General features: G+C 63.7%; 27 protein-coding genes. 16 read left to right on the top strand and 11 right to left on the bottom strand.

Annotated elements, in window-relative coordinates; all coding sequences use genetic code 11:
* The 4 genes from KF827_RS15085 to KF827_RS15070 form a co-directional block, all read left to right on the top strand.
* Window positions 1-1,156, top strand: a 1,156-nt coding sequence (locus KF827_RS15085; RefSeq protein WP_291007144.1) for a D-alanyl-D-alanine carboxypeptidase family protein, incomplete at its 5' end; no start/stop codon positions are given.
* Window positions 1,153-1,821: a dTMP kinase gene (gene tmk, locus KF827_RS15080; RefSeq protein WP_291007142.1), complete on the top strand. Its 669-nt coding sequence runs from the start codon at window positions 1,153-1,155 to the stop codon at window positions 1,819-1,821. The genes KF827_RS15085 and tmk, both read left to right, overlap by 4 nt.
* Window positions 1,818-2,951, top strand: a complete 1,134-nt coding sequence (locus tag KF827_RS15075) for a DNA polymerase III subunit delta' (RefSeq protein ID WP_291007140.1) — start codon at window positions 1,818-1,820, stop codon at window positions 2,949-2,951. Before tmk ends, KF827_RS15075 begins: the two co-directional genes overlap by 4 nt.
* Before the next feature lie 18 nt (window positions 2,952-2,969).
* Entirely contained in the window at window positions 2,970-3,713 is a 744-nt protein-coding gene (locus tag KF827_RS15070; protein WP_291007138.1) for a Crp/Fnr family transcriptional regulator, read from the top strand.
* Between the two features lie 20 nt (window positions 3,714-3,733).
* Here KF827_RS15070 and KF827_RS15065 read toward each other — a convergent pair whose 3' ends face one another.
* From KF827_RS15065 to KF827_RS15040, 6 genes are read right to left on the bottom strand one after another with little or no spacing between them, the layout of a single operon-like run.
* Entirely contained in the window at window positions 3,734-4,561 is an 828-nt protein-coding gene (locus KF827_RS15065) for an alpha/beta hydrolase (protein ID WP_291007136.1), read from the bottom strand.
* Between the two features lie 2 nt (window positions 4,562-4,563).
* Window positions 4,564-4,926 carry a hypothetical protein gene (locus tag KF827_RS15060; protein WP_291007134.1) on the bottom strand — a complete coding sequence of 121 codons (363 nt, stop codon included), beginning with the start codon at window positions 4,924-4,926 and terminating at the stop codon, window positions 4,564-4,566.
* A 5-nt stretch (window positions 4,927-4,931) separates the two neighbouring features.
* Window positions 4,932-5,291, bottom strand: coding sequence for a MaoC/PaaZ C-terminal domain-containing protein (locus KF827_RS15055; RefSeq protein WP_291007132.1), 360 nt, complete (start codon window positions 5,289-5,291; stop codon window positions 4,932-4,934).
* A gap of 9 nt (window positions 5,292-5,300) precedes the next feature.
* Window positions 5,301-6,809, bottom strand: a complete 1,509-nt coding sequence (locus KF827_RS15050; RefSeq protein ID WP_291007130.1) for an AMP-binding protein — start codon at window positions 6,807-6,809, stop codon at window positions 5,301-5,303.
* A gap of 21 nt (window positions 6,810-6,830) precedes the next feature.
* The gene (locus tag KF827_RS15045) at window positions 6,831-7,595 is read right to left on the bottom strand and encodes an enoyl-CoA hydratase/isomerase family protein (protein ID WP_291007128.1); all 765 of its coding nucleotides are present in this window, start codon (window positions 7,593-7,595) and stop codon (window positions 6,831-6,833) included.
* 10 nt (window positions 7,596-7,605) lie between these two features.
* Window positions 7,606-8,241, bottom strand: coding sequence for a TetR/AcrR family transcriptional regulator (locus KF827_RS15040; RefSeq protein WP_291007126.1), 636 nt, complete (start codon window positions 8,239-8,241; stop codon window positions 7,606-7,608).
* Between the two features lie 262 nt (window positions 8,242-8,503).
* On the opposite strand from KF827_RS15040, the gene KF827_RS15035 reads away from it, so the two are divergent.
* The 10 genes from KF827_RS15035 (at window position 8,504) to KF827_RS14990 (ending at window position 15,734) form a co-directional block, all read left to right on the top strand.
* The gene (locus tag KF827_RS15035) at window positions 8,504-9,700 is read left to right on the top strand and encodes a substrate-binding domain-containing protein (protein WP_291007124.1); all 1,197 of its coding nucleotides are present in this window, start codon (window positions 8,504-8,506) and stop codon (window positions 9,698-9,700) included.
* A gap of 65 nt (window positions 9,701-9,765) precedes the next feature.
* Window positions 9,766-10,551: an ABC transporter ATP-binding protein gene (locus KF827_RS15030; RefSeq protein ID WP_291007122.1), complete on the top strand. Its 786-nt coding sequence runs from the start codon at window positions 9,766-9,768 to the stop codon at window positions 10,549-10,551.
* Window positions 10,548-11,273, top strand: coding sequence for an ABC transporter ATP-binding protein (locus tag KF827_RS15025; RefSeq protein WP_291007120.1), 726 nt, complete (start codon window positions 10,548-10,550; stop codon window positions 11,271-11,273). Before KF827_RS15030 ends, KF827_RS15025 begins: the two co-directional genes overlap by 4 nt.
* Window positions 11,270-12,286, top strand: a complete 1,017-nt coding sequence (locus KF827_RS15020) for a branched-chain amino acid ABC transporter permease (protein ID WP_291007118.1) — start codon at window positions 11,270-11,272, stop codon at window positions 12,284-12,286. Before KF827_RS15025 ends, KF827_RS15020 begins: the two co-directional genes overlap by 4 nt.
* Window positions 12,287-12,301: 15 nt before the next feature.
* Complete coding sequence (locus KF827_RS15015) at window positions 12,302-13,369, top strand: branched-chain amino acid ABC transporter permease (protein WP_291007116.1); 1,068 nt, start codon at window positions 12,302-12,304, stop codon at window positions 13,367-13,369.
* Window positions 13,366-14,208: an alpha/beta hydrolase gene (locus KF827_RS15010; protein ID WP_291007114.1), complete on the top strand. Its 843-nt coding sequence runs from the start codon at window positions 13,366-13,368 to the stop codon at window positions 14,206-14,208. Before KF827_RS15015 ends, KF827_RS15010 begins: the two co-directional genes overlap by 4 nt.
* 52 nt (window positions 14,209-14,260) lie before the next feature.
* On the top strand, window positions 14,261-14,743 hold the full coding sequence (locus KF827_RS15005; RefSeq protein WP_291007112.1) for a Fur family transcriptional regulator: 483 nt from the start codon (window positions 14,261-14,263) through the stop codon (window positions 14,741-14,743).
* Between the two features lie 42 nt (window positions 14,744-14,785).
* Window positions 14,786-15,031 (top strand): ribbon-helix-helix domain-containing protein, encoded by a 246-nt coding sequence (locus tag KF827_RS15000; RefSeq protein WP_291007111.1) that lies wholly within the window; start codon window positions 14,786-14,788, stop codon window positions 15,029-15,031.
* 6 nt (window positions 15,032-15,037) lie between these two features.
* Complete coding sequence (locus KF827_RS14995; protein ID WP_291007109.1) at window positions 15,038-15,319, top strand: type II toxin-antitoxin system RelE/ParE family toxin; 282 nt, start codon at window positions 15,038-15,040, stop codon at window positions 15,317-15,319.
* A gap of 214 nt (window positions 15,320-15,533) precedes the next feature.
* On the top strand, window positions 15,534-15,734 hold the full coding sequence (locus tag KF827_RS14990; protein WP_291007107.1) for a hypothetical protein: 201 nt from the start codon (window positions 15,534-15,536) through the stop codon (window positions 15,732-15,734).
* On the opposite strand, the gene KF827_RS14985 is transcribed toward KF827_RS14990, so the two are convergent.
* A complete protein-coding gene (locus KF827_RS14985; RefSeq protein WP_291007105.1) occupies window positions 15,731-16,486 on the bottom strand; it encodes an enoyl-CoA hydratase in 756 nt (251 codons plus the stop codon). The genes KF827_RS14990 and KF827_RS14985 overlap by 4 nt on opposite strands.
* 10 nt (window positions 16,487-16,496) lie before the next feature.
* On the bottom strand, window positions 16,497-17,675 hold the full coding sequence (metC, locus tag KF827_RS14980) for a cystathionine beta-lyase (protein WP_291007103.1): 1,179 nt from the start codon (window positions 17,673-17,675) through the stop codon (window positions 16,497-16,499).
* 86 nt (window positions 17,676-17,761) lie between these two features.
* Between metC and KF827_RS14975 the strand changes: the two genes are divergently transcribed.
* Both KF827_RS14975 and KF827_RS14970 read left to right on the top strand, forming a co-directional pair.
* Entirely contained in the window at window positions 17,762-19,150 is a 1,389-nt protein-coding gene (locus KF827_RS14975; protein WP_291007101.1) for a M20 family metallopeptidase, read from the top strand.
* Complete coding sequence (locus tag KF827_RS14970; protein ID WP_291007099.1) at window positions 19,150-19,596, top strand: YqaA family protein; 447 nt, start codon at window positions 19,150-19,152, stop codon at window positions 19,594-19,596. Before KF827_RS14975 ends, KF827_RS14970 begins: the two co-directional genes overlap by 1 nt.
* Here the strand turns inward: KF827_RS14970 and KF827_RS14965 are convergent.
* The 3 genes from KF827_RS14965 to KF827_RS14955 are packed head-to-tail and all read right to left on the bottom strand — an operon-like array spanning window position 19,548 to window position 21,701.
* Entirely contained in the window at window positions 19,548-21,107 is a 1,560-nt protein-coding gene (locus tag KF827_RS14965) for a PepSY-associated TM helix domain-containing protein (RefSeq protein ID WP_291007098.1), read from the bottom strand. The two genes, KF827_RS14970 and KF827_RS14965, sit on opposite strands and share 49 nt — an antisense overlap.
* Window position 21,108: 1 nt before the next feature.
* Complete coding sequence (locus KF827_RS14960) at window positions 21,109-21,381, bottom strand: hypothetical protein (RefSeq protein ID WP_291007097.1); 273 nt, start codon at window positions 21,379-21,381, stop codon at window positions 21,109-21,111.
* On the bottom strand, window positions 21,360-21,701 hold the full coding sequence (locus KF827_RS14955) for a hypothetical protein (protein ID WP_291007096.1): 342 nt from the start codon (window positions 21,699-21,701) through the stop codon (window positions 21,360-21,362). The genes KF827_RS14960 and KF827_RS14955 overlap by 22 nt, the downstream gene beginning before the upstream one ends.
* Window positions 21,702-21,708 lie beyond the last annotated feature (7 nt).

Here is a 21,708-nt window from a genome sequence, read left to right as displayed (position 1 = left end):
CGCCCTGCTGGCGGCTCTGCTTGTTAGCAATGCGGCCTGGAACCAGGCCTGGGCCCAGCTTGGCCGTATCGACACGCTGGCGCGGCAGATGGTTTTGCTGGATGCCAATAGCGGCGCGGTGATTTTCGAGAAGAATGCCGACGACCTGATGCCGCCATCCTCGATGTCGAAGCTGATGACCGCCTATATGGTGTTCGACCAGTTGGCATCGGGCAAGCTGCGCATGGACGATGTATTCCCGGTCAGCGAAAAAGCCTGGCGCATGCAGGGCTCGAAGATGTTCGTGCATGTGGCCGATCGCGTGAAGATCGAAGACCTGCTGCGCGGCGTGATCATCCAGTCGGGCAACGATGCCTGCATCGTGCTGGCGGAAGGCATCGCCGGCAGCGAGGAACGCTTCGCCGAAATGATGAACGAGCGCGCCAAGCAGATCGGTCTGCATAACAGCACGTTCCGCAATGCATCGGGCTGGCCCGATCCCGAGCATCTCACCACAGCGCGCGATCTCGCCATTCTGGCCCAGCGCATCATCAATGATTTCCCGCAATATTATCACTTCTATTCGGAGAAGGATTTTACCTACGGCATCGACAGCGTAAGCAAGAAGCCGATCACCCAGGGCAACCGCAATCCGCTGCTTTACAAGGATATCGGCGCCGATGGCCTGAAGACCGGCCATACCGAGGCTGCCGGTTATGGCCTTACCGCTTCCGCCAAGCGCGGTGATCGCCGGCTGATCCTGGTGGTGAACGGCTTGAAGAGCATGAACGAGCGTTCGCGCGAGGCGGAGCGGCTGATGGAAATCGGCTTCCGCGAATACGAGACCTACAAGATTTTCTCCGCCGGCAGCGTGGTGGAGGAAGCCGATGTGTGGCTGGGCGACAAGGCCAAGGTGCCGCTGGTGCTGGAGCGCGATATCGCCGTCACCATGGCGCGCCGCAATCGCGCCGGCATGAAAGTGGTGCTGACCTACGACAACAACATTCCGGCGCCGATAGCCAAGGGCACGCCGCTGGCCAAGCTGAGCATCACCGCGCCCGAGATGCAGCCTATCGACGTGGCCCTGGTGGCCGGCGACAGCGTGGGCCAGCTCGGTGTTGCCGGCCGCCTCAGTGCGGCCTTGGGGCATCTGCTCTGGGGCGCGGGCCGCCAGTGAGCTCTGCCGCCAGCCAGCGCGGCGTGTTCATCACCCTTGAGGGCGGCGAGGGCGCCGGCAAATCCACCCAGATCAAGCGTCTGGTTGCCCGCCTTGCCGCACGCGGCATCGAGGCCGTGGCCACCCGCGAACCCGGCGGCACACCAGGCGCGGAAGCGATCCGTGGCTTGCTGGTGACCGGCGACGTGGCGCGCTGGGATGCCGTTACCGAAACCCTGCTGCATTATGCCGCCCGCCGCGAGCATGTGGAAAAGACCGTGAAGCCGGCCTTACAGCGCGGCGCTTGGGTGATCTCGGATCGTTTCGCCGACAGCACCATGGCCTATCAGGGCCATGCCGGCGCCGTGGGGGCGGCACGGGTGGGGGCTTTGCATAAATTGGTGCTGGGGGATTTCACGCCGGATTTGACGCTGATTCTCGATCTGCCGGTGCAGGTGGGGCTGGCGCGGGCGAAAAGCCGTGCCAATACCGCCGGTGCCAATGCCGCCGAAGATCGTTACGAGCGCATGGGCCTGGCCTTCCATGAAGCCTTGCGCAAAGCCTTTCTCGATATTGCCGCTGCCGAGCCGCAGCGCTGCCGCGTGGTGGCTGCCGATACCGATGCCGACAGCGTGGAGGCGGCGCTCTGGGCGCAGGTCGCGCAGCAGTTTAAACTGCCGCTATGAAGCAGGAAGACCTTACCTCCTGGCAGCCGCGCCACACGGCCGCGCTGTTTGGCCATGCCGATGCCGAAAAGACCTTGCTGGATGCCTGGGGGGCTGGCCGCCTGCCGCATGGCTGGCTGATCACCGGGCCGCGCGGCGTGGGCAAGGCTACGCTGGCTTTCCGTTTTGCACGCTTTCTGCTGAAAAACGGCATGAAGCAGGCCGATGAAGGCCCTAGCTTGTTTGGCGATCCCGCGCCCCTGCCGCAAAGCCTGGATGTGGCCGAAGCCGACCCGGTGTTTCAACGCGTGGCCAATTACGGCCATGGCGACCTGATCACCGTGGAGCGCAGTTGGGACGACAAGCAGGATCGCTGGCGCAGCGAGATCGTGGTGGCCGATGTGCGCGGCCTGATCGAGCGTTTCGGCATGACGGCGGCGGAAGGCGGCTATCGCGTTTGCGTGGTGGACGCCGCCGACGAGATGAACACCAATGCGGCCAATGCGCTGCTGAAGATTCTGGAAGAACCACCGCCGAATGCGGTGTTGCTGCTGGTCAGCCATGCGCCCGGCACGCTGCTGCCCACCATCCGCTCGCGCTGCCGTCGCCTGGCCTTGAAGCCCTTGGCGGCGGAACCGATGCGCCATGCATTGGCCGGCCTGCTGCCCGATATCACCGAGGCCGAGCGCCAGGCGCTGGGGGTGATTGCCGAAGGCTCGCCCGGTCGCGCTGCCTTGCTGGCCGGGCAGGGCGGCCTGGATCTGCTGCGCGAATGGCTTGATCTGATTGCCGGCCTGCCGCGCCCGGATGTGGCCAAGCTGCATAGCCTGGGCGACAAGCTGGGGCGTGCTACCGGGGCTGCGGCCTTTGCCGTGCTGGCCGAATTGTTCCAATGGTGGTTGGCGCGATTGATCCGGGCATCGGCGGCGGGCCGGGCCGGCGGCGCCGGCTGGGTGGAAATCTATCCCGGAGAGGCCTCGTTGGCCGCGAAACTCGCCACCTGGCAGGCGCCAGACCGTTGGGCGGAGGATTGGGATAGCATCGGCCGCTTGCTGGAACGCGGGGAATCGGTCAATCTCGACCGCAAGCAGGTGCTGCTGAACATATTTGCCACGCTGGGCCGGGCCGCCGAGGGGGCGCGTCGGGCTTAAGCGTAGGGGCAGGGGGCTATGGTCGCCAAGACCGAAGCGAAAAACCGCAATACAGCGCCGCAGCGCGATACGCTGGAAGGCATCGCCTTGCTGCGCCATCTGTCGCCCGCCGCCCGCGAGGAACTGGAACGCTGCTGCCAATGGCGCCGGCTGGCTGCCAGCGAACAGATTCTCGACCGCAATTCCGATAGCCGCGATGTCTATTTCGTGGTGGAAGGCACCGTCGAGGTGATCAACTATTCCGGCAATGGCCGCGAAATTTCCTATGCCACGGTGCCGGCTGGTGGCTATTTCGGCGAATTGTCGGCCATTGATGGCGAACGCCGTTCGGCCAGCGTGGTGGCGCTCACCGCCTGCCGGCTGGCTGCCATGCCGCCCAAGGTGTTTGAAAGCTTTCTGGCACGGTCGCCGCAGGCCGCGCTGGATGTGATGCGCCGCCTGGCCCGCATCATCCGCGCCAATAACGAAAAGATCATGGATTTGGCGACGCTTGGCGCCATCCAGCGCGTGCACCGCGAGTTGCTGAATCTTGCCAGGCCCGATCCGGTGAATGGCGGCGGCTGGCTGATCTATCCGATGCCCAAGCAGCATGAAATCGCCCGCCGCGCCGCCACCACGCGCGAAACCGTGGCGCGCGTGCTGGGCCAGTTGCTCGATTCCAAGCTGATGAGCAAGCGCGACAAGACCTACTACCTCACCGAACGCAGCGTGCTCGAACAATCCGTGGCGCGCATGGATACCCGCGTCGAAACGGTGGCCTGAAAAGGCCCATAGGGGCGGCGTTACGCCGTCGCCTTCAGCCGGCGGGTGGCGAAATCCGCCAGCAGCGCGTTGAAATCTTCCGGCTGTTCCAGATGCGGCGCATGGCCCGAGCGGGCCAGGCAATGGCGTTCGGCACCGGCGATCGTGGCCTGCATCCAGGCGCTGACGCCGGGATCGTAAAGCTGGCTTTCGCCGCCATAGAGCAACAGCGTGGGCAGTTTCAGCGCCGCCAATGCCGCGCGGTAATCCTGCTGCGCCATGCTGGCCCAGAGCGCGGCCATGGCGGCGGGATCGTTATGTGCGATCTCATTGCCGATCCAGGTTTTCAGCGCCGGATCCGGCATATGGTCATGGGCGAACATGCGCGGCAGGAAGGCGGCTGAAAAACCCGCCCAGTCCGCCCGCATCGCGGCAAGCACCAGGGCATTCTGCTGGGCATCGAAGCCACCGCGCAGGCCATGCGGCCAGTCTGGCTCATGCATCAGCCGTGCGGTCATGTCTTCCACCACCAACGCGCTGACACGGCCATCGTTATGGCGGCCCAGATAATCGAAGGCCACCATGGCACCCATCGACCAGCCCACCAGCACCGCATCGCGGATATCATGCACAGCCAGCATGGCGGCCAGGGCATCGGCCAGCGATGCAATGGAAAGCGTTTCGGCATCGGCATGGCTTTGGCCATGGCCGGGCAGGTCGGGCATCAGCAGCCGGAAACGATTGCCAAGCGCGGCTTGTTGCGGCGCATAGAATCCGCCATGGACCGACCAACCATGCAGAAACACCAGCGGCCGGCCCGTTGCCAGGCCGGCTTGGCGCAGATGCATGGCGGGTGCGCTGGGCTGCAAGGCTATTTCCCCACATCCTTGGCCAGCACCAGGGCGCGGCCTTCGCAATAAAGCGTGCCATCCGGGCCGGTGCAGGCGGTGCGCAGATCCACCAGATGCTTGTCGGGCCGCAGGCGCGTGATCTCCACGCTGGCGCTGAGCGGCTGGCCGGCGGGGGCGGGGCGCAGGAATTGCATTTCCTGCTTGAGGTAATTGGTGCCGAAGCCCGGCAATTCCACGCCGAGCAGATAAGAGAACAGCGCACCGATCAGCGGTTCGGGCACGCTGTCGGTCGTGCTTTCCTGCAAACCGGCCTGCTTGTGAAAGGCGGCCAGATCGGTTGCCGAAAAACTGCGGGTGATGCTGCGTTTGTCGCCTACTTGCATGACGTTCAGCCTTCCAGCAATTGCGTGTCGCCGGCGCAGACCACGGCATTGTCGGCCACGCGGCGCACCTCGATGGCGTAGGCAAGCGGTCCGCTGGGCGTGGCTGTGAAGCGCAATGCTTCGTCGGCATAGGCGGGGTTGGGAAACATCAGGTTTTGCGAGGCCTGGCGTGCCTTGGGATGCGCCCGGCGCAGCAGGCCCCAGAACACCGTGTAAAGCAGCATGCCATGGCTGACGGTGCGGCCGAATGTGGTGCGGGCCGAAAAGGCGGCATCCACATGGATCGGATTGTTGTCGCCGCTTACGCGGGCGAACAGATCGAAATCGGCCTGGCTGAGGCTGCGTTCCAGAACCAGCGGGGTCATGTGCGCTCCTTATGGTTTTCCGGATGCGTTGTTTGAATCGCGCAGCACATGCTTGCGGATTTTGCCCGCCGCGGTGCGCGGAAAATCCTGCACGATCTCTATCCGTTTGGGCACCTTGTAGGCGGCCAGGTTGGCACGGCAATGCTGGCGCAGCTTTTCCGCATCCAGGCTGGCATCGGGCAGCGGCATCACATAGGCGCAGCCCACTTCGCCCCATTTTTCATCGGCGATGCCCAGTACGGCGCATTCCTGCACGCCGGGAAAGCGATAGATCACCGCCTCCACCTCGGCCGGATACACATTCTCGCCGCCGGATATGTACATGTCCTTGATGCGGTCGACGATGTAGTAATAGCCATCCGCATCGCGCCGGCCCACATCGCCGGATTTCAGCCAGCCATCCTTGGTGAAAGCTGCGCGCGTGGCGCTTTCATTGCCGTAATAGCCCGGCGTGATATTGGGGCCGCGCATCAAAATCTCACCGGCACGATCATCGTTGATGTCGTGGCCATCGTCATCGACCAGCTTCACCTCGGTCAGCATCTGCGGCTTGCCCACCGAACCGATGCGGCGCGGCGCCTCCTGGCGGTCCATCAGGAATACCGTGGGGCCGGTCTCGGTCATGCCGAAGCCGTTGCAGACCGTAACGCCCTTGCCGCCGAACAGGCGGATCAGGGTTTCCGGCAATGGCGCGCCGCCGCAGCCCAGCGAGCGCAGGCGCGAAAAATCCGTGGCGGCGAAATCCTTATGCAGGCTGATGGCCTGATAGATGGCCGGCACACCGAAGAAGATGCTGAGCTTGCCCGATGCGATCAGCCGCATGATCACATCCACATCGAATTTCGCCAGCAGATGATTGCGGCCGCCGCAGATCAGCATCGGCAGGGTGTAGAGATTGATGCCGGCGGTGTGAAACAGCGGCAGGAAATTCGCAGTGCTGTCCAGTCCGGTCATGTCGGTGGGGCCGGCGATGTTCACGTAATTGGCATAGGCCATGCCCGGGGTTTGGATGACGGCCTTGGGCATGCCGGTGGTGCCGGAGGTGTAGAGCAGATACCATACCCGATCGGTGGGCCAGCGCATTTCCGTGCGGGCAGGCGGATAGCCCGAGACCCAGCCAGGATAATCGGCCAGCGCGATGCTGGTGATGCCGCGTGCCGCCACGAGTTCGCGCGCCTGGGCGGCATGCTCGGCATCATGGAACAATAGCTTGGCGCCGCTATCTTCCAGGATCGGCAGCAATTCCGGCACCGGCTGGCGCCAGTTCAGCGGCACCAGCACGGCGCCCAGCTTGCCGCAGGCCATCAGGATTTCAAAAAACGCCACGCAATTCAGGCACAGAATGGCCACGCGGTCGCCGGCCTCGATGCCGGCTGCGGCAAGTGCCGAGGCGCAGCGCGCGGCATTGTCGTTCAACTGGCCGTAGCTGGTCTCTATGCCCGTGGCTTCATCCACGAAGGCGATGCGCTGCGGCGTCAGTTCGGCGCGCTTGGCGGCGATATCGGGCACATACTGCATGCTGCCTCCCTGTCCGTTGCTTCAGCGCTTGAGGAAACGCGCCATGCCGGCTTCGGTTTCAGGCCGGTCGATCATATCCAGGAAGGCAGCCTTTTCCGCCTCCAGCGCCGCCGCGATAGACGCACGGCGCTGCGGCGGCATAAGGCCGCGCTTGGTGGCCATAACGCCCAGCCGCTGCTTGTAGCGCAGATCGCGCAGCCAGGTATGCAGCGTGCCATCCAGGGCCACTTCATCTACCAGCGCCTGGGCCAGGCCGAGGCTGAGCATTTGATCGGCCAACACACGCTGGTTCAGCAACTGGATTTCGCGTGCCTTGGCCTCGCCTATGCGCGCGGGCAGCAGTGCGCACCAGCCGCCATCGGGGCTGAACCCGACATCCACGTAATAGCTTTGCAGGAAGGTGCGTTCGCTCACCGCCACCAGATCGCAAGCCAGCAGCAGGCCGAGCGAGCCGCCGGTGATCGGCCCATGCGCGCGGCCGAGCAGGGGCATCGGCAGATCGAGCAGAGCCAGAATGGCGCGGTTCAACCCACCCACCACGCGGTCGGCATAATCGCGGCGTTCAATGCGGGGCTGCTCGACGCAGCCGGCCACATCGCCGCCGGTGGAAAAGCTGGGGCCTTCGGCTTGCAGCAAAACGGCCACAAGATCACTGCGACCGGCCAGGCTTTCGGCATGCGCGGCCAGGGTTTCCACCAAGTCTGGGATCAGGCTGTTATGGCGCTGCGGGCGGTTGAGCGTGAGGGTGGCGTAATCCTGTGCGAATTCCAGCCGGACCAAGCTCATGGCGCGCGCCTCATTTCGGCGCCAGACCGTTGGCCAGCATATCCATCGCCGCATCCACCACGGCATCCAGCGGTGCCTTGGGATCCCACAGGCAATAGCGCTGGCCGAGAAACACCGAGATGCCCATCAGCATCCAGGCGCGCACTTCCACATGCCCAGGCGTTTTACCGGGGCGGATATCGCCGCGCTTCTCGGCCGCCGCCAGCGCCATGCCATAGCCCTTGGCGAATTCGGTGTAATAGTCGCGATAGATCGCGGCATCCACGAATTGCGATTCTTCCACCAGCCGATAAAGGTCGGGATCGCGCCGGATGAATTGCAAAAACGCGCGCAGGCCAAGCTTTTCCGCGTCCAGACGGTTTTTCGCAGCGGCGGTGGCCTCGGTCAGATGATGGCGCAATTGCCGGCCCATATGCTGCACCAGTTCGCGCATCACATCTTCCTTGCTGCGGAAGTAGATGTAGAAGGTGCCCTGGCCTACGCCGGCTTCGGCCGTGATGGTGCTCACCGAGGCTTCGCCGAAGCCGCGCTGGCCGATCTCCCGCTTTGCAGCATCGAGGATTTTGCGACGCGTGATTTCTCCGCGGCCGGTTTTCGGCAGCGGTAAGGTACGCTTCCCTTTGGTTTTTATCGATTTCCCGGCCATCTGAAACATGAATCGTTTGTCAGGTTACAAGTCGCGCTTTGGCGTTTTTTTGTCAAGCGGGGAATCCAAAAAAAGGCAATTGACGCTGGAATAGGCAGGGAGTACAAATACCCGAAACATGAATCAACTGTCATGTTTGGCGGTTGATCGATGGAGGAAACGGATTGTCGCCGGCGAGCAAGTCTGGCGGCGGATCGGTGTGAATTATCCGCAGGGTTTTCGCGTAACCAATCAAACACAACACGTAAAAGGGAGAAACCGCATGCAACGCATGATGAAGGCCGCCGGTCTGGCCTTGACGCTGGCTGGCTTCGCAGCCGCGCCGGCCATGGCGCAGGATTTGAAGATCGCGCTGATCGCCAGCAAGACCGGCCCGCTGGAAGCCTATGCCAAACAGACCGAGACCGGCTTCATGCTGGGCCTGGAATACCTGACCAAGGGCACCATGACCTGGCAGGGCAAGAAGATTCGCGTGATCGTGAAAGACGATCAGCTGAAGCCCGATCTGGCCAAGAGCCTGCTGGAGCAGGCCTATGCCGACGACAAGGTGGATATCGCCGTGGGCACCACCGGTTCGGGCGGCGCGCTGGCTATGCTGCCGATCGCCGCTGAATACAAGAAAGTTCTGGTGGTAGAGCCCGCCGTGGCCGATGCCATCACCGGCGCCAACTGGAACCGCTATATCTTCCGCACCGGCCGCAACTCGATGCAGGATGCCTATGCCGGCGCTGCCGCGCTGCCCAAGGATGGCGTGGTAAACGTGGCCATGCTGGCGCAGGATTACGCTTTCGGCCGCGATGGCGTGAAAGCCGTCAAGGATGCGCTTGCGCAGATCCGCCCGAACGTGAATGTGGTGTTCGAGGAATACGCTCCGCAGCAGACCACCGATTTCACCGCCTCGGCGCAGCGCCTGTTCGATGCGCTGAAGGACAAGCCGGGCAAGAAGATCATCAGCATCATCTGGGCCGGCCCGCATCCGCTGCCCAAGATCGCCGATCTGAAGCCGGAGCGTTTCGGCATCGAACTGGCGCCGGGCGGCAACATCCTGCCGGTGATGAAGCTGTACAAGCCTTATCCGGGCATGGAAGGCGCGGTGTATTACTACTACGACTTCCCGAAGAACCCGATGAACGATTGGCTGGTGGCCGAGCATAAGAAGCGTTTCAACAGCCCGCCGGATTTCTTCACCGCCGGTGGCATGGCTGCCGCTTCCGCCGTGTTGACCGCCATTCAGCGCGCCGGCGGCAGCAACACCGAAAAGCTGATCACCGCCATGGAAGGCATGGCCTTCGATACCCCGAAGGGCACCATGATCTTCCGCAAGGACGATCATCAGGCGATGCAGCCGATGTATCACTTCCGCGTCAAGAAGGATGGCAAGGACGATAACGATCTGCTCGAACTGGTGCAGACCATCAACGAGTCCGAGATGCCGTTGCCGATCCGCAACAAGCGCTGATCGTAATATCCGCCGGGGTGGCTTGATGGCTGCCCCGGCGGTTTTTTCTTTTACCGGAACCGAACATGACCGCAGCCGCACCATCAGGCATTCCCTCGCTCGAAACCCGCGACCTGACCATCCGCTTCGGCGGCCATGTGGCAGTGAATGCGGTAAGCTGCGCCTTCCATCCCGGCACGCTCACCGCCATTGTCGGCCCCAATGGTGCCGGCAAGACAACCTATTTCAACCTGATCTCGGGCCAGCTCAAGGCCAGCGCCGGCAGCGTGCTGTTGCGCGGCCAGGATGTGACCAATTTGCCGGCTTCCTCGCGCACCAAGCGCGGCATGGGCCGCGCTTTCCAGCTTACCAATCTGTTTCCCAATCTCACCGTGATGGAGAATGTGCGCCTGGCCGTGCAATCGCGCGCCGGCGCCGGCCTGCAATTGCTGCAGCTATGGAGCCATCGCGGCGACTTGATCGACAAGGCCGACAAGCTGCTGGATGCCGTGAAGCTGCTGGACAAGCGCAATGCCATTGCCGGCGCGTTGCCCCATGGCGACCAGCGCAAGCTGGAAGTGGCGCTGTTGATGGCGCTGGAGCCCGAGGTTTTCATGTTCGACGAACCCACGGCGGGCATGAGCGTGGATGAAGTGCCGACCGTGTTGGACCTGATCCAGGCGGTGAAATCCCTGGGCACCAAGACCATTCTGCTGGTGGAGCACAAGATGGATGTGGTGCGCAGCCTGGCCGACCGCATCATCGTGCTGCATAACGGCGCATTGGTTGCCGATGGCGAACCGGCCACGGTGATCGCCTCGCCGGTGGTGCAAGAAGCCTATCTAGGCATCAGCCAGGAGACGGCGGCATGAGCGACGCATTGCTGCGCCTGGAAGGCGTGAACACCCATATCGGCCGTTATCACATTCTGCATGGCGTGGATTTCACCGTGCCGCGCGGGCAGCTCACCATGCTGCTGGGCCGCAATGGCGCGGGCAAGACCACGTCGCTGCGCACGGTGATGGGCCTGTGGCGCGCCTCCAAGGGCCGGGTGATTTTCGATGGCCAGGATATCACCCAGCTTTCCACGCCAGAGATCGCCCAGGCCGGCATCGCCTACGTGCCGGAGAATATGGGCATCTTCGCCGACCTGACGGTGCGCGAGAATCTGCTGCTGGCGGCGCGCCAGGGCGATCTCGATACAGCGCGGCTGAAATGGATTTTCGGATTGTTTCCGGCGCTGGAAAAATTCTGGTCGCTGGCCGCCGGCTCGCTGTCGGGTGGGCAGAAGCAGATGTTGTCGATTGCGCGCGCCATCGTGGAGCCGCGCAAGCTGCTGCTGATCGACGAGCCCACCAAGGGCCTGGCGCCGGCCATCATCATGAACATGATCGAGGCCTTCCGCGAATTGAAGCGCAGCGGCGCCACCATTCTGTTGGTGGAGCAGAATTTCACCGCAGCCAAATTGCTGGGCGATAGCGTTGCGGTGATGGACGATGGTCGCATCGTGCATCGCGGCGCCATGGCCGAACTGGCCGAGGATACCAATCTGCAACAGCGCCTGCTGGGCCTGAGTATGGATGCGCATCAATGAGCACCGCCGCCGCTTCTGCCGATTTCACGCTGCCCAAGGTAAAGACCGATTGGCTGCCGATCCTGCTGGTGCCTGCCTTCATGCTGGCGGCGTTGCCGCTGGTCGGCGATCCATCCACCTGGGTTACGCTTACCGTGGCCGCCCTTGCCATGGGGATGATGATCTTCCTGATGGCATCCGGCCTTACGCTGGTTTTCGGCCTTATGGATGTGCTGAATTTCGGCCATGGCGTGTTCATCTCGTTCGGCGCCTATGTCAGCCTGATCGTGTTGGTGCCGCTGGCCGATTGGGTGGAGGCGCATAACGTCTGGCTCAATATCAGCGTGCTGCTGCTTTGTGTGCTGGCCGCCATGCTGGTAACCGGTGCGTTGGGCTGGGCCTTTGAGCGCGTGGTGATCCGCCCGGTCTATGGCATGCATCTGAAGCAGATCCTGATCACCATGGGCGGTATGATCGTGGCCGAACAGATGATCCATGTGATCTGGGGTGCCAGCCCGATCCCGATCAAGCTGCCGGAAACCTTCCGCGGCGCCTTCGTGCTGGGCGATGCGGCGATGGAGAAATACCGCGTGATCGCCGTGGTGCTGGGGCTGACGGTGTTCGGCGCCATGTATGCGGTGCTCAATCGCACCAAGATCGGCCTGCTGATCCGTGCCGGCGTGGAAAACCCCGAGATGGTGGAAGCCTTGGGCTATCGCATCCGGCGGCTGTTCGTCGGCGTGTTCATCGCAGGCTCCGCGCTGGCGGGCCTTGGCGGCGTGCTTTGGGCCTTCTATCGCCAGACGCTCACCGCCGGCATGGGCATGGAAGTGAACGTACTGATCTTCATCGTCATCATCATCGGCGGCCTGGGCTCGGTGGGCGGCTGCTTCGTCGGCTCGCTTCTGGTGGCGTTGATCGCCAATTATACCGGCTTCCTGGCGCCCAAGCTGGCGCTGATATCGAATATCCTGCTGATGGTGCTGATCCTGCTGTGGCGGCCGCAAGGCCTGTTTCCGGTAGCGAAGCGGTAAGGGGAGGGACGCACCATGCTGCACAGCCTGCTGTCTGGCGATTATCCGCGTTCGCGCCCGCTGGCCGCCATCCTGCTGATCATCCTGATCGGCTTGGCGCTTACGCCGTTCCTGTTTCCCGGCAGCCAGCCGCTGAACACCGCAGCCAAGGTCTGCATCTTCATCATCCTGGTGGCGAGCTACGATCTGCTGCTGGGCTATACCGGCATCGTATCGTTTGCGCATACGATGTTTTATGGTATCGGCGGCTATGGCGTGGCTATTGCGCTGCATAGCGCCGGGCCGCATTGGGGGCCGCTGGCGCTGGGTGCGCTTTCGGCACTGGTGCTGGCTATCCTGCTGGCGCTGGTGATCGGCCTGTTCAGCCTGCGGGTAAGGGCGATCTTTTTCGCCATGATCACGTTGGCGGTGGCCTCCGCCTTTGCCGTGCTGGCATCGCAGCTTTCCGATATCACCGGCGGCGAGGATGGCCTGTCGTTCCGTGGCCCGGCCTTGTTGCGGCGTTCGTTCCAACTGTTCGAGGAACCGGTTTTCGGCATCGATATCACCGGCAAGGTGCTGGGCTATTATCTGCTGTTCTTCATCGCGCTGGGGCTTTTCCTGCTGGCGCTGCGGGTGGTGAATTCGCCTTTCGGCCGTGTGCTGCAGGCCATCCGCGAGAATGAATTCCGCGCCGAGGCATTGGGCTATCGCGTGGTGGTGTATCGCTCGCTGGCCAATTGCCTCTCGGCCGGCATGGCGGCCTGCGCCGGCATGCTCACCGCCTTGTGGAACGATTACACCAACCCAGACACAACGCTCAGCTTCGCCATCATGATCGATATCCTGCTGATGGTGGTGATCGGCGGCATGGGCACGCTGTATGGCGCGGCCATCGGGGCTACCTTGTTCATCATCGCGCAGAATTATCTGCAGGTGCTGATGGGCCAACTCAGCGAGGCTTTGTCGGCTGCCGGCATTCCGCTGCTGCCGCTGTTGTTCCATGCCGACCGCTGGTTCCTCTGGCTCGGCATTCTGTTCGTGCTCAGCGTCTATTTCTTCCCGACCGGGATCGTGGGAAAATTGCGGAGCCTGCGCAAATGAGTGCCGCCACATCGCATTATGTAAAGCTGCTCGGCCGTGAGGTGCATTACCTGCAATGGGGCCGGCCCGGCGCGCCGTTGGTGATCCTGTGGCATGGCTTTGCCCGCAACGCCCATGATTTTACCGAACTGGCCGAGGCGCTGGCAGGCGATTACTGGCTCGTTGCCCCCGATACGATCGGTCGCGGCCTGAGCCAGTGGAGCCCCGATCCGGTGCAGGAATACAGCGTGCCATTCTATGCCGGCCAGGCCATCGCGCTGGTGCAGCATCTGGGTGTCGACAGCCTGCGTTGGGTGGGCACCTCCATGGGCGGGCTGATCGGCATGGCAGTGGCTGCCGGGCCGCTGAAGGATCGCATCAGCCATCTTGTGCTGAACGATGTGGGCCCCGAGATCGCGCCCGGCGCCGTGCAGCGCATCCTGAGCTATGCCGGCAAGCCCCCCAGCTTTGCCAGCCTGACCGAGCTTGAAGCGTATTTCCGCAGCATCTATGCGCCATTCGGCATTGCGGCGGATGCCACCTGGCGGCGCATGGCGGAAACCTCTTGCCGCCGTTTGCCCGATGGCAGCCTTACCACCCATTACGATCCGCGCATCGCCACGGTGATGGCGGAGCAGGCCGGGCAGGCGGCCGGCGATGCCTGGCCGATCTACGATCTGATCTCGGCGCCCACTTTGCTGCTGCGCGGCGCGGTGTCTGATTTGCTGTCGCCGCAAACCGCCCAGGCGATGACCCAGCGCGGCCCCAGGGCGAAATTGCAGGAAATCGCCGGAATCGGCCATGCGCCGGCGCTGGACCGGCCGGACCAGATCGCGCTTATTGCCGAATTCCTGCGCTGACGCGACAGGCCGGGGCCGGTATACTGGCGGGAATCGTCAGGAGTACCCGTTCATGCATGCCCCGCATTCCTTTCCCGACCACCACCACGACCACGCGGTTTGCGTGAGCGATGCGCTGGAAAAAGCGGAAAGCCATTGCCAGACCATCGGCGCCAAGCTGACGCCGATCCGTCGCCGCGTGCTGGAATTGATCTGGAACAGCCATAAGCCGGCCGGCGCCTATGATCTGCTGGGCGAACTGGGCCGGGATGGCCGCAAGGTGGCGCCGCCCACGGTGTATCGCGCGCTGGATTTCCTGATCGAAAGCGGCCTGGTGCATCGGGTGGAAAGCCTGAACGCCTTTATCGGCTGCAGCCATCCAGGCCATGCCCGCGATGAGGAAATCTTTCTCTGCCGATCCTGCGGCATGGCGTCTGAAATCAGCGATGGCCAGCTTGGCCAGCGTATCCGCGAAAAAGCCGCGGGCATCGGCTTTGCGGTGGAGCGCCAGACTATTGAGGTGGTTGGGCTGTGCCGCGAATGCCAGGCGCGGTGATATTGGCTTGATTTCGAATACAATGTATTACATTGTATTCGCATGCCCAAGACCGCCACCATCACTGCCCGCATCGATCCCGAGCTGAATGAAGCCCTGGAGCGCATCGCCGCCGCCCAGGGCCGCAGCAAATCCTGGGTGTTGAATGAAATGCTGCGCGAGCAGGTGGAGAAGGAATCTGCCTTCAGTGCCGCCGTACAAGCAGGCCGGGAGTCTATCCGTGCCGGCCAAGGCTCGGACCACGAAGCTGTGATGCAGCGTTGGCGCATGCGCCGGGGCAAGCGCTGATCTGTCATGCAACTGATCTGGTCGCCGGAAGCCGAGCAGGATCTCGACGAACTCGATGCGTATATTGCTGAGCGCAATCCGGCGGCTGCGGATAATATCGTGGAGCGGATCGACGCCTTAGCCGCCGCGCTGCGTATATTTCCCGAGCGCGGCCGATCAGGCCGCGTTGCCGGTACGCGCGAATTGGTGATTCCTGACCTGCCCTGGCTGCTGATCTACGAAATTACCGGAAATGAAATCCATATTCTGCGCGTGCTGCACGGCGCCCGCGACTGGCCGCCGCCATAACCGGTTATGGCTTTAGCCGCGCCGGCTCAGAATGGCCGCCAGGTCCGGCCCGTCGAACAGCGAAATATGCTCCATCGCCCCCACCAATTGGCAGGGTTTGTGCACTCCCGGTTTATCCATGCTGCGACATTTTGCAGCGCGACGTTTTGGTCAATCGGCAGCGCTTCGCCAGCGCGATACATCTAAGCCATTACCGGTTGCGATGGGGTGGTTGATGTCTGACGATACCGTGAAGACCAGCGATTTCGCTGGCACAGGCGCAAATATTGCGCTGTTCCTGATCAATGTGCTGATGCTGGTTGCCGTTTTGGCGATTGCCTGGACCCCGCTGGTGATTCCGGCGGTGGCGATCTTCCTGGCTCCGGTGGCTTTGCTGGGCGTGCTGCTTACCACGCGTGGCGGCAATATCGTCTAGCCGAATTTAGGCGGCCGCTTCTCGAAAAACGCGGTCATCGCCTCGCGCGCTTCGGCGGATTGCAGTTGCGCGCTGAAATGCACCATCTCGGCCTGCATCTGGGCGGCGATTTCTTCGGGGCTGGCCTTCATCAGTTGCTTGCTCAATGCCAGCGCCTGGGGCGCCTTGGCGGCCAGCTTGCGGGCGGCATTCAGCGCGGTTTCGGCCAGCGCATCGTCGTCCACTGCTGCATTGATCAGGCCCCATGCGGCAGCTTTTTCGGCCTCGATCGGTTCGCCCATCAGCAGCAATTCGGCGGCGCGGCGATTGCCGATGGTGCGCGGCAACAGCAGGCTGGATGCTGCCTCCGGCACCAACGCCAGATTCACGAAAGGCAGCGAAAGCCTGGCGCTTTTTGCCGCATAAACCAGATCGCAATGCAGCAGCATGGTGGTGCCGACACCCACGGCAACGCCGGTTACGGCCGCCACCAGCGGTTTGCGGGCGGTGCTGATGGCACGCAGAAAGCGGGCCACCGGGCTGTCGTTGCCGCGCGGCGGATTGGCCAGGAAATCCTGCAGATCGTTGCCGGCGGTGAAGCAGCCCGGCGTGCCGGTGATCAGCACGGCGCGGATGGCGGCATCCTTATCGGCGGCTTCCAGCGCATCGGCCAACGCGGCATACATGGCGGCGGTGATGGCGTTCTTCTTGTCCGGCCGGTTGAAGGCCAGGGTGGTGATGCCATCGGCGGAGGAAACCAGGATGTCGCTCATGGCGGGCCTTTCAGCTTGCCTTGTTCAGGCGGTCGAAACCGGCCTTGAGATCGGCGATCAGGTCGTCGGTGTTTTCCAGGCCGATATGCAGGCGCAGCATCGGCGGCTTGTCGTTCCAGGGTTCGGCGCTGCGCAGCCGATGCGGCTGGGCCACGGTGACCAGGCTTTCAAAGCCGCCCCAGGAATAGCCGATGCCGAACAGTTCCAGATGATCCACGAAAGCGGCCACTGCCGCCTCGCTTACGCCGGGCTGCAATTCAACGGCAAACAGCCCGCAGGCACCCAGAAAGTCGCGCTTCCACAAGGCGTGGCCGGGATCGTTGCTCAAGCCGGGATGGCGCACATGGCTCACCTCGGGCCGACCGTGCAGCCATTCAGCCACGGTGATGCCGCTTTTCATATGGCGCTCCAGCCTTACCGCCATGGTGCGGAGCCCGCGCAGGCCGAGAAAAATTTCGTCGGGGCCGGCTGCCGTGCCGATGGTACGGGTGGTTTCGCGCAAGGTCGGCCAGGCTTCCTTGGTGGCGATCACCACGCCAAGCTGGGCATCGGAATGGCCGACGATATATTTGGTGGCGGAATGGATCGAGAGATCCACACCATGCTGGAAGGATTTGAAATAGAGCGGTGTGCCCCAGGTATTGTCCATCAACACCAGTGCCCCATGGCTATGGGCGATCTCGGCGATCAGCGGAATATCCTGCACCTCGAAGCTGAGCGAACCCGGCGATTCCGTGAACACGGCCGTGGTGTTGGGGCGCAGCAGGTCGCGGATGCCGGCGCCGATGGTGGGCGGGTAATAGGTGGTTTCCACGCCGAAGCGCTTCAGCACGGTGTCGCAGAATTGCCGGGTGGGGCCGTAAACCGTATCCACCATCAGCAGGTGGTCGCCGGCCTTGGTGGCGGCCAGGATGGCGCCGGTGCAAGCCGCCGCACCCGAGGGGAAGCTGATGGCGCGATAGCCGCCTTCCAGCTCGGCCAGGGTATTCTCGAACGCATAGGTGAGCGGCGTGCCGATGCGGCCATAGGTTACCACCTGCTCATCGCGTTCGCGGGCCTGCTGCACTTTGCGCAGGGTGGCCAGATCGGGCTGCAGGATGGTGGAGGCCCGGTAGACCGGGATATTCACTGCCCCATGATGGCCTTCGGGGTCGCGGCCCAGGGTGGCAAGCTTGGTTTCGTCGCGCATGATCGGCATACTCCTTGTCGGGTGCCACTATCGCAAAGCCGGGGCCGGCTTTCCAGTGCGGGGCCCGCTTTAGCCGGAGGAAGACCATGAGCCGCGACGCCGCCATCCAAGCCGCCACCCGCTATCTCGATGAGGGCGGCTTCGTTGCCGATCTGGCCCGCCGGGTGGCGATCCCGACCGAAAGCCAGAATGCCGAGCGCGGTTCGGCCATGGCGGACTATCTGGAGCGCGAAATGCGCGCCACCCTGGAACCGCTGGGCTTTGCCTGCCAAGTGCATCCCAATCCCAACCCCAAGGGCTGGCCCTTCCTGGTGGCGATCCGCCGCGAGCCGGGAGCGAAACACACGGTATTCTCTTACGGCCATGGCGATGTGGTGCGCGGCCAGGATGCACAATGGCGGGCCGGCCTGTCGCCCTGGGCGGTGACGCAGGAGGGCGACCGCCTGTATGGCCGCGGCACTGCCGACAACAAGGGCCAGCATAGCGTGAATATCGGCGCGCTGGCTGCCGTGCTGGGCGTGCGGGGTGGCCGCCTGGGTTTCAACATGGTGCTGGTGATCGAGACCGGCGAGGAAATCGGCTCGCCGGGTTTGCAGGAATTCTGCGCCATGCATCGCAAGGAATGGGGCTGCGATCTGTTTCTTGCTTCCGATGGCCCACGTCTCGATCCGGCGCGGCCCACGCTGTATTGCGGCGCGCGCGGTGCGTTGAATTTCGATATGAGCGTGAATTACCGCCAGGGCGCGCATCATTCCGGTAATTGGGGCGGATTGCTGGCCGATCCCGGCATCACGCTGGCCCATGCCATCAGCAGCATCGTTTCGCCCACGGGCCAGATCCGCATCCCGGAATGGGTGCCGGCGGAATTGCCGGCCAGCGTGCGGGCTGCGCTTGCCGATTGCGCGGTGAGCGGCGGCGAGGATGGACCGCAGATCGACACCTGGTGGGGCGAGCCGGGCCTCACGCCGGCCGAGCGGGTGTATGGTTGGTGCAGCTTCGATGTGCTGGCCTTCAAGACCGGCAATCCCGACATGCCGGTGAATGCCATTCCCGGCCAGGCCAGCGCCCATTGCCAGATCCGCTTCGTGGTGGGCACCGATTACAGGCAATTCCTGCCCGCGCTGCGCCGGCATCTGGATCGGCACGGCCTGGGCATGGTGCAGGTGGCGCAGGCGCGGGCCGAGATCATGGATGCCACGCGGTTGGATCCCGAGCATCCCTTCGTGCGCTGGGCGCTGCAATCGGTCAGCCGCACCACGGGCGTGAAGCCGGCGCTGCTGCCCAATCTGGGCGGTTCGCTGCCCAACGACGTGTTCGCCGATACCCTGGGCCTGCCCACGGTGTGGGTGCCGCATTCCTATGCCGCCTGTTCGCAGCACGCGCCCAACGAACATATCCTGCTGCCGGTGATGCGCCAGGGCCTGGCGATGATGGCCGGGCTGTTCTGGGATCTGGGCGAGGGCTCGCCGCTTTAATGGATGGGTCTGTTTCGCTGCTGGGCCTGTTCGGTTGGTCGCTGCTGGCCGCCACTTTGGTGCCGTTGAGTTCGGAAGCCGCGCTGGCCGCTGCCCATGCCGCCGGCCTGGCGCCGGCCTGGCTGCTGTTGCTGGTGGCCACCGCCGGCAACCTGCTGGGCTCGGCGATCAATTGGGCGATGGGCGCCTATCTGGGCCATTTCCGAAACCGGCGCTGGTTTCCGGTCAAGCCGGCCAGCCTTGCCGCCGCTGAAGCGCGGTTTCAGCGCTGGGGCTGGCCCGGCCTGTTGCTGGCCTGGCTGCCCATCGTGGGCGATCCGCTCACCTTCGCCGCAGGCCTGTTGCGCTATCCCTTCGGGCGCTTCCTGATCCTGGTGGGGATCGGCAAGGCACTGCGTTATGCCGTGGTGCTCGGCGCTGTCGAGGTCTTGCGCGGTATCTGGTGAGTTTGTGCGGATGCCTGCCAGAACAGGCGGCACAGCCAGCCATGCAGCAGCGCGCAGAGCAGGGCTGCGATGCCAACCCCGATCACGATGCCATCCAACGGCGGCCGCCAGGTAACACCGAAAGCCAGCAGGCAGAGCAGGGCGGAAAGTGCCGTTGCCACGGCGCCGATCAGGGCCGCATTGCGCAGGCACAGAAAGCCCAGCGCCAGAGCGATCCACGGCCACCAGAAAAGCGGCGTCATCGGGTTTGTGCCGATCGGCCAGCCGGCCAGGGCCGATAGGCTGGGCGCCACCAGGCCCAGCAGCAGAGCAACCCAGCCGCTGGCAAACAGCGCGGCGACGATATGCGCGGCGCGGCTTGCGGCCACGGCTGTTTGCGCCGCCTCGGCGCGTTTCACGCGCTGGCGCCGTTCATACCAGATCACACAACCCGACAAAGCCAGCACCGCCGGCATCAGGCCGAGCCCGAGATAGAGCAGCTTGATCCAGGTGCCGCCGAAATAACCGTAATGCAGCGGGCCCATCGCCGAGATCACCTGCGGCCAGAAACCTTGTTCGCGCGCATCCTGCTTTGCGATCAGGCTGCCGTCGCTGCCGGAATAACGCACATGGCTGCCGCGCTCTGTCACCAGGCTGTAGGGCAGGTTGCCGGCGATGGTAACCACGGCATTGCTGCGGCCCCAATTGTCCAGCCTGATATAAGTGGGCAGCAAGCCAGGAATATCCGCCTGGGCACGCTGCACCAGCGGCTGCAATGCCAGCATCGGCATGGTTTCGGCGCTTGGCGGCGGCGTGTTGCGGTTCAGCGCGTTGCGGGCCCGATCCGCATCGCCATCGTATTTCGCCAGCCCTACCGGCGGTGCCAGCAGGTGGTAATCGATCCCCAGCCAGGTGCCGGTGAAAGCGATCATCAGATGGAACAGCATGCCCCAGACGCCAAGCCATTTATGCAGGTCTGCCATGAAGGCGCGCATGCCCTTGCCGGGTCGCCAGCGCATGCGGAACAGGCCGCGCACCGGGTGTTGGTGAATCAATATCCCGGTAACGACGGAGATCAGCATCGCCATGCCGATCAGGCCGATGAACACCCGGCCATACCAGTGATTCATCAGCCGCACATGCAGGTGGCGCAAATACCAGTACATGTGGCTTTCGCGCGGCGCCGTCAGCTTGCCGCTATGAGCATCCAGATAGGTGCGGTTCAGGCGTTCGGCCGAATTGGGGGTTGCCAGGCTGTAGAGGCCGGGATGGGCGCCGGGCAAGGCCAGGGTGGTTGCGCGATCAGGCCTGATCGGCACCAGCGGCGACAGGCGTGCCAATGCGGCATCGGCATCCAGGGTTTGCGGCAGCGACGGATCGGTGCGCAGCGAGGGATTGGCCCAATGATCCAACTCGGTGGAAAACACAGCCAATGCGCCGGATGCGCAGATGATGAAGATCAGCAGGCCGAAAATCAGCCCGGCCCAGGAATGCAGGTCGTAGAGGGCAACGATGCGGTCGCGGTGCAGCATGTCAGATCAGCCAGGTGAGGGCGAGCCAGACCAATGCGCCGGCAGTGGCCAGGCCGATCACCAGCCAGGCCTTGGCAATGCTGCGCTGGGCCGCGGCGATGGGGCATAGCAGGCACCAGGCAAGCACGATGATGAGACTGCCGGCCCGCACATCGTCTGTCGGCGCCGGATGATGCAGGCTGCGCGCCATGGCGAAGCCGAACAGATAGGCCGCCGGTATGGCGCCGCATATGGCAGCGAACAGCCGGCCGATCATGGCGCGATCCATGGCCATGCCGCAGACAATGCCGATACGGGAGGCGCTGCCAGGCCCAGCCATCCGGCGCTGCGCGGCCATGCGCCGCTCAGGCCCACCGCCGCAGATCCCAGCAGGGCGATGCCGGCAAGCCAGAACATGCTGCCGAGCAGCGCGCCGTAAGCCCAGCCGGCCAGCACAAGCGACGCCAGCAGCCAGAGGCAGGCCAGAGCCTGCCAGAAGCCGCGCGGCAGCGGCAATGCAAAAGCGGCGCGAGCGGCCTGTCCGTTATGCAGCGATGCCAGCGTGCCGGCGGCGCAACCGCCCAGCAACAGGCCACTCAGCAGCCATTCCTCCATCGTCGCT

It is taken from the genome of Ferrovibrio sp., assembly GCF_019636075.1.
GTDB lineage: Bacteria > Pseudomonadota > Alphaproteobacteria > Ferrovibrionales > Ferrovibrionaceae > Ferrovibrio.
This window is presented reverse-complemented; position numbering and strand designations above follow the sequence as displayed.

What these genes read in the sequence shown, in the direction of transcription:
- KF827_RS15010 (WP_291007114.1), top strand. Translation starts at nt 13,366, where the DNA reads ATGAGTGCCGCCACATCGCATTATGTAAAGCTGCTCGGCCGTGAGGTG.
- KF827_RS15020 (WP_291007118.1), top strand. Translation starts at nt 11,270, where the DNA reads ATGAGCACCGCCGCCGCTTCTGCCGATTTCACGCTGCCCAAGGTAAAG.
- KF827_RS14965 (WP_291007098.1), bottom strand. Translation starts at nt 21,107, where the DNA reads ATGCTGCACCGCGACCGCATCGTTGCCCTCTACGACCTGCATTCCTGG.
- KF827_RS15070 (WP_291007138.1), top strand. Translation starts at nt 2,970, where the DNA reads ATGGTCGCCAAGACCGAAGCGAAAAACCGCAATACAGCGCCGCAGCGC.
- KF827_RS14985 (WP_291007105.1), bottom strand. Translation starts at nt 16,486, where the DNA reads ATGAGCGACATCCTGGTTTCCTCCGCCGATGGCATCACCACCCTGGCC.
- KF827_RS15000 (WP_291007111.1), top strand. Translation starts at nt 14,786, where the DNA reads ATGCCCAAGACCGCCACCATCACTGCCCGCATCGATCCCGAGCTGAAT.
- KF827_RS14975 (WP_291007101.1), top strand. Translation starts at nt 17,762, where the DNA reads ATGAGCCGCGACGCCGCCATCCAAGCCGCCACCCGCTATCTCGATGAG.
- KF827_RS14970 (WP_291007099.1), top strand. Translation starts at nt 19,150, where the DNA reads ATGGATGGGTCTGTTTCGCTGCTGGGCCTGTTCGGTTGGTCGCTGCTG.
- KF827_RS15035 (WP_291007124.1), top strand. Translation starts at nt 8,504, where the DNA reads ATGCAACGCATGATGAAGGCCGCCGGTCTGGCCTTGACGCTGGCTGGC.
- KF827_RS14995 (WP_291007109.1), top strand. Translation starts at nt 15,038, where the DNA reads ATGCAACTGATCTGGTCGCCGGAAGCCGAGCAGGATCTCGACGAACTC.
- KF827_RS15045 (WP_291007128.1), bottom strand. Translation starts at nt 7,595, where the DNA reads ATGAGCTTGGTCCGGCTGGAATTCGCACAGGATTACGCCACCCTCACG.
- KF827_RS15005 (WP_291007112.1), top strand. Translation starts at nt 14,261, where the DNA reads ATGCATGCCCCGCATTCCTTTCCCGACCACCACCACGACCACGCGGTT.
- KF827_RS15075 (WP_291007140.1), top strand. Translation starts at nt 1,818, where the DNA reads ATGAAGCAGGAAGACCTTACCTCCTGGCAGCCGCGCCACACGGCCGCG.
- KF827_RS14960 (WP_291007097.1), bottom strand. Translation starts at nt 21,381, where the DNA reads ATGGCCATGGATCGCGCCATGATCGGCCGGCTGTTCGCTGCCATATGC.
- KF827_RS15050 (WP_291007130.1), bottom strand. Translation starts at nt 6,809, where the DNA reads ATGCAGTATGTGCCCGATATCGCCGCCAAGCGCGCCGAACTGACGCCG.
- KF827_RS15030 (WP_291007122.1), top strand. Translation starts at nt 9,766, where the DNA reads ATGACCGCAGCCGCACCATCAGGCATTCCCTCGCTCGAAACCCGCGAC.
- KF827_RS15055 (WP_291007132.1), bottom strand. Translation starts at nt 5,291, where the DNA reads ATGACCCCGCTGGTTCTGGAACGCAGCCTCAGCCAGGCCGATTTCGAT.
- KF827_RS15040 (WP_291007126.1), bottom strand. Translation starts at nt 8,241, where the DNA reads ATGGCCGGGAAATCGATAAAAACCAAAGGGAAGCGTACCTTACCGCTG.
- KF827_RS14990 (WP_291007107.1), top strand. Translation starts at nt 15,534, where the DNA reads ATGTCTGACGATACCGTGAAGACCAGCGATTTCGCTGGCACAGGCGCA.
- KF827_RS15025 (WP_291007120.1), top strand. Translation starts at nt 10,548, where the DNA reads ATGAGCGACGCATTGCTGCGCCTGGAAGGCGTGAACACCCATATCGGC.
- metC (WP_291007103.1), bottom strand. Translation starts at nt 17,675, where the DNA reads ATGCGCGACGAAACCAAGCTTGCCACCCTGGGCCGCGACCCCGAAGGC.
- KF827_RS14955 (WP_291007096.1), bottom strand. Translation starts at nt 21,701, where the DNA reads ATGGAGGAATGGCTGCTGAGTGGCCTGTTGCTGGGCGGTTGCGCCGCC.
- KF827_RS15060 (WP_291007134.1), bottom strand. Translation starts at nt 4,926, where the DNA reads ATGCAAGTAGGCGACAAACGCAGCATCACCCGCAGTTTTTCGGCAACC.
- KF827_RS15015 (WP_291007116.1), top strand. Translation starts at nt 12,302, where the DNA reads ATGCTGCACAGCCTGCTGTCTGGCGATTATCCGCGTTCGCGCCCGCTG.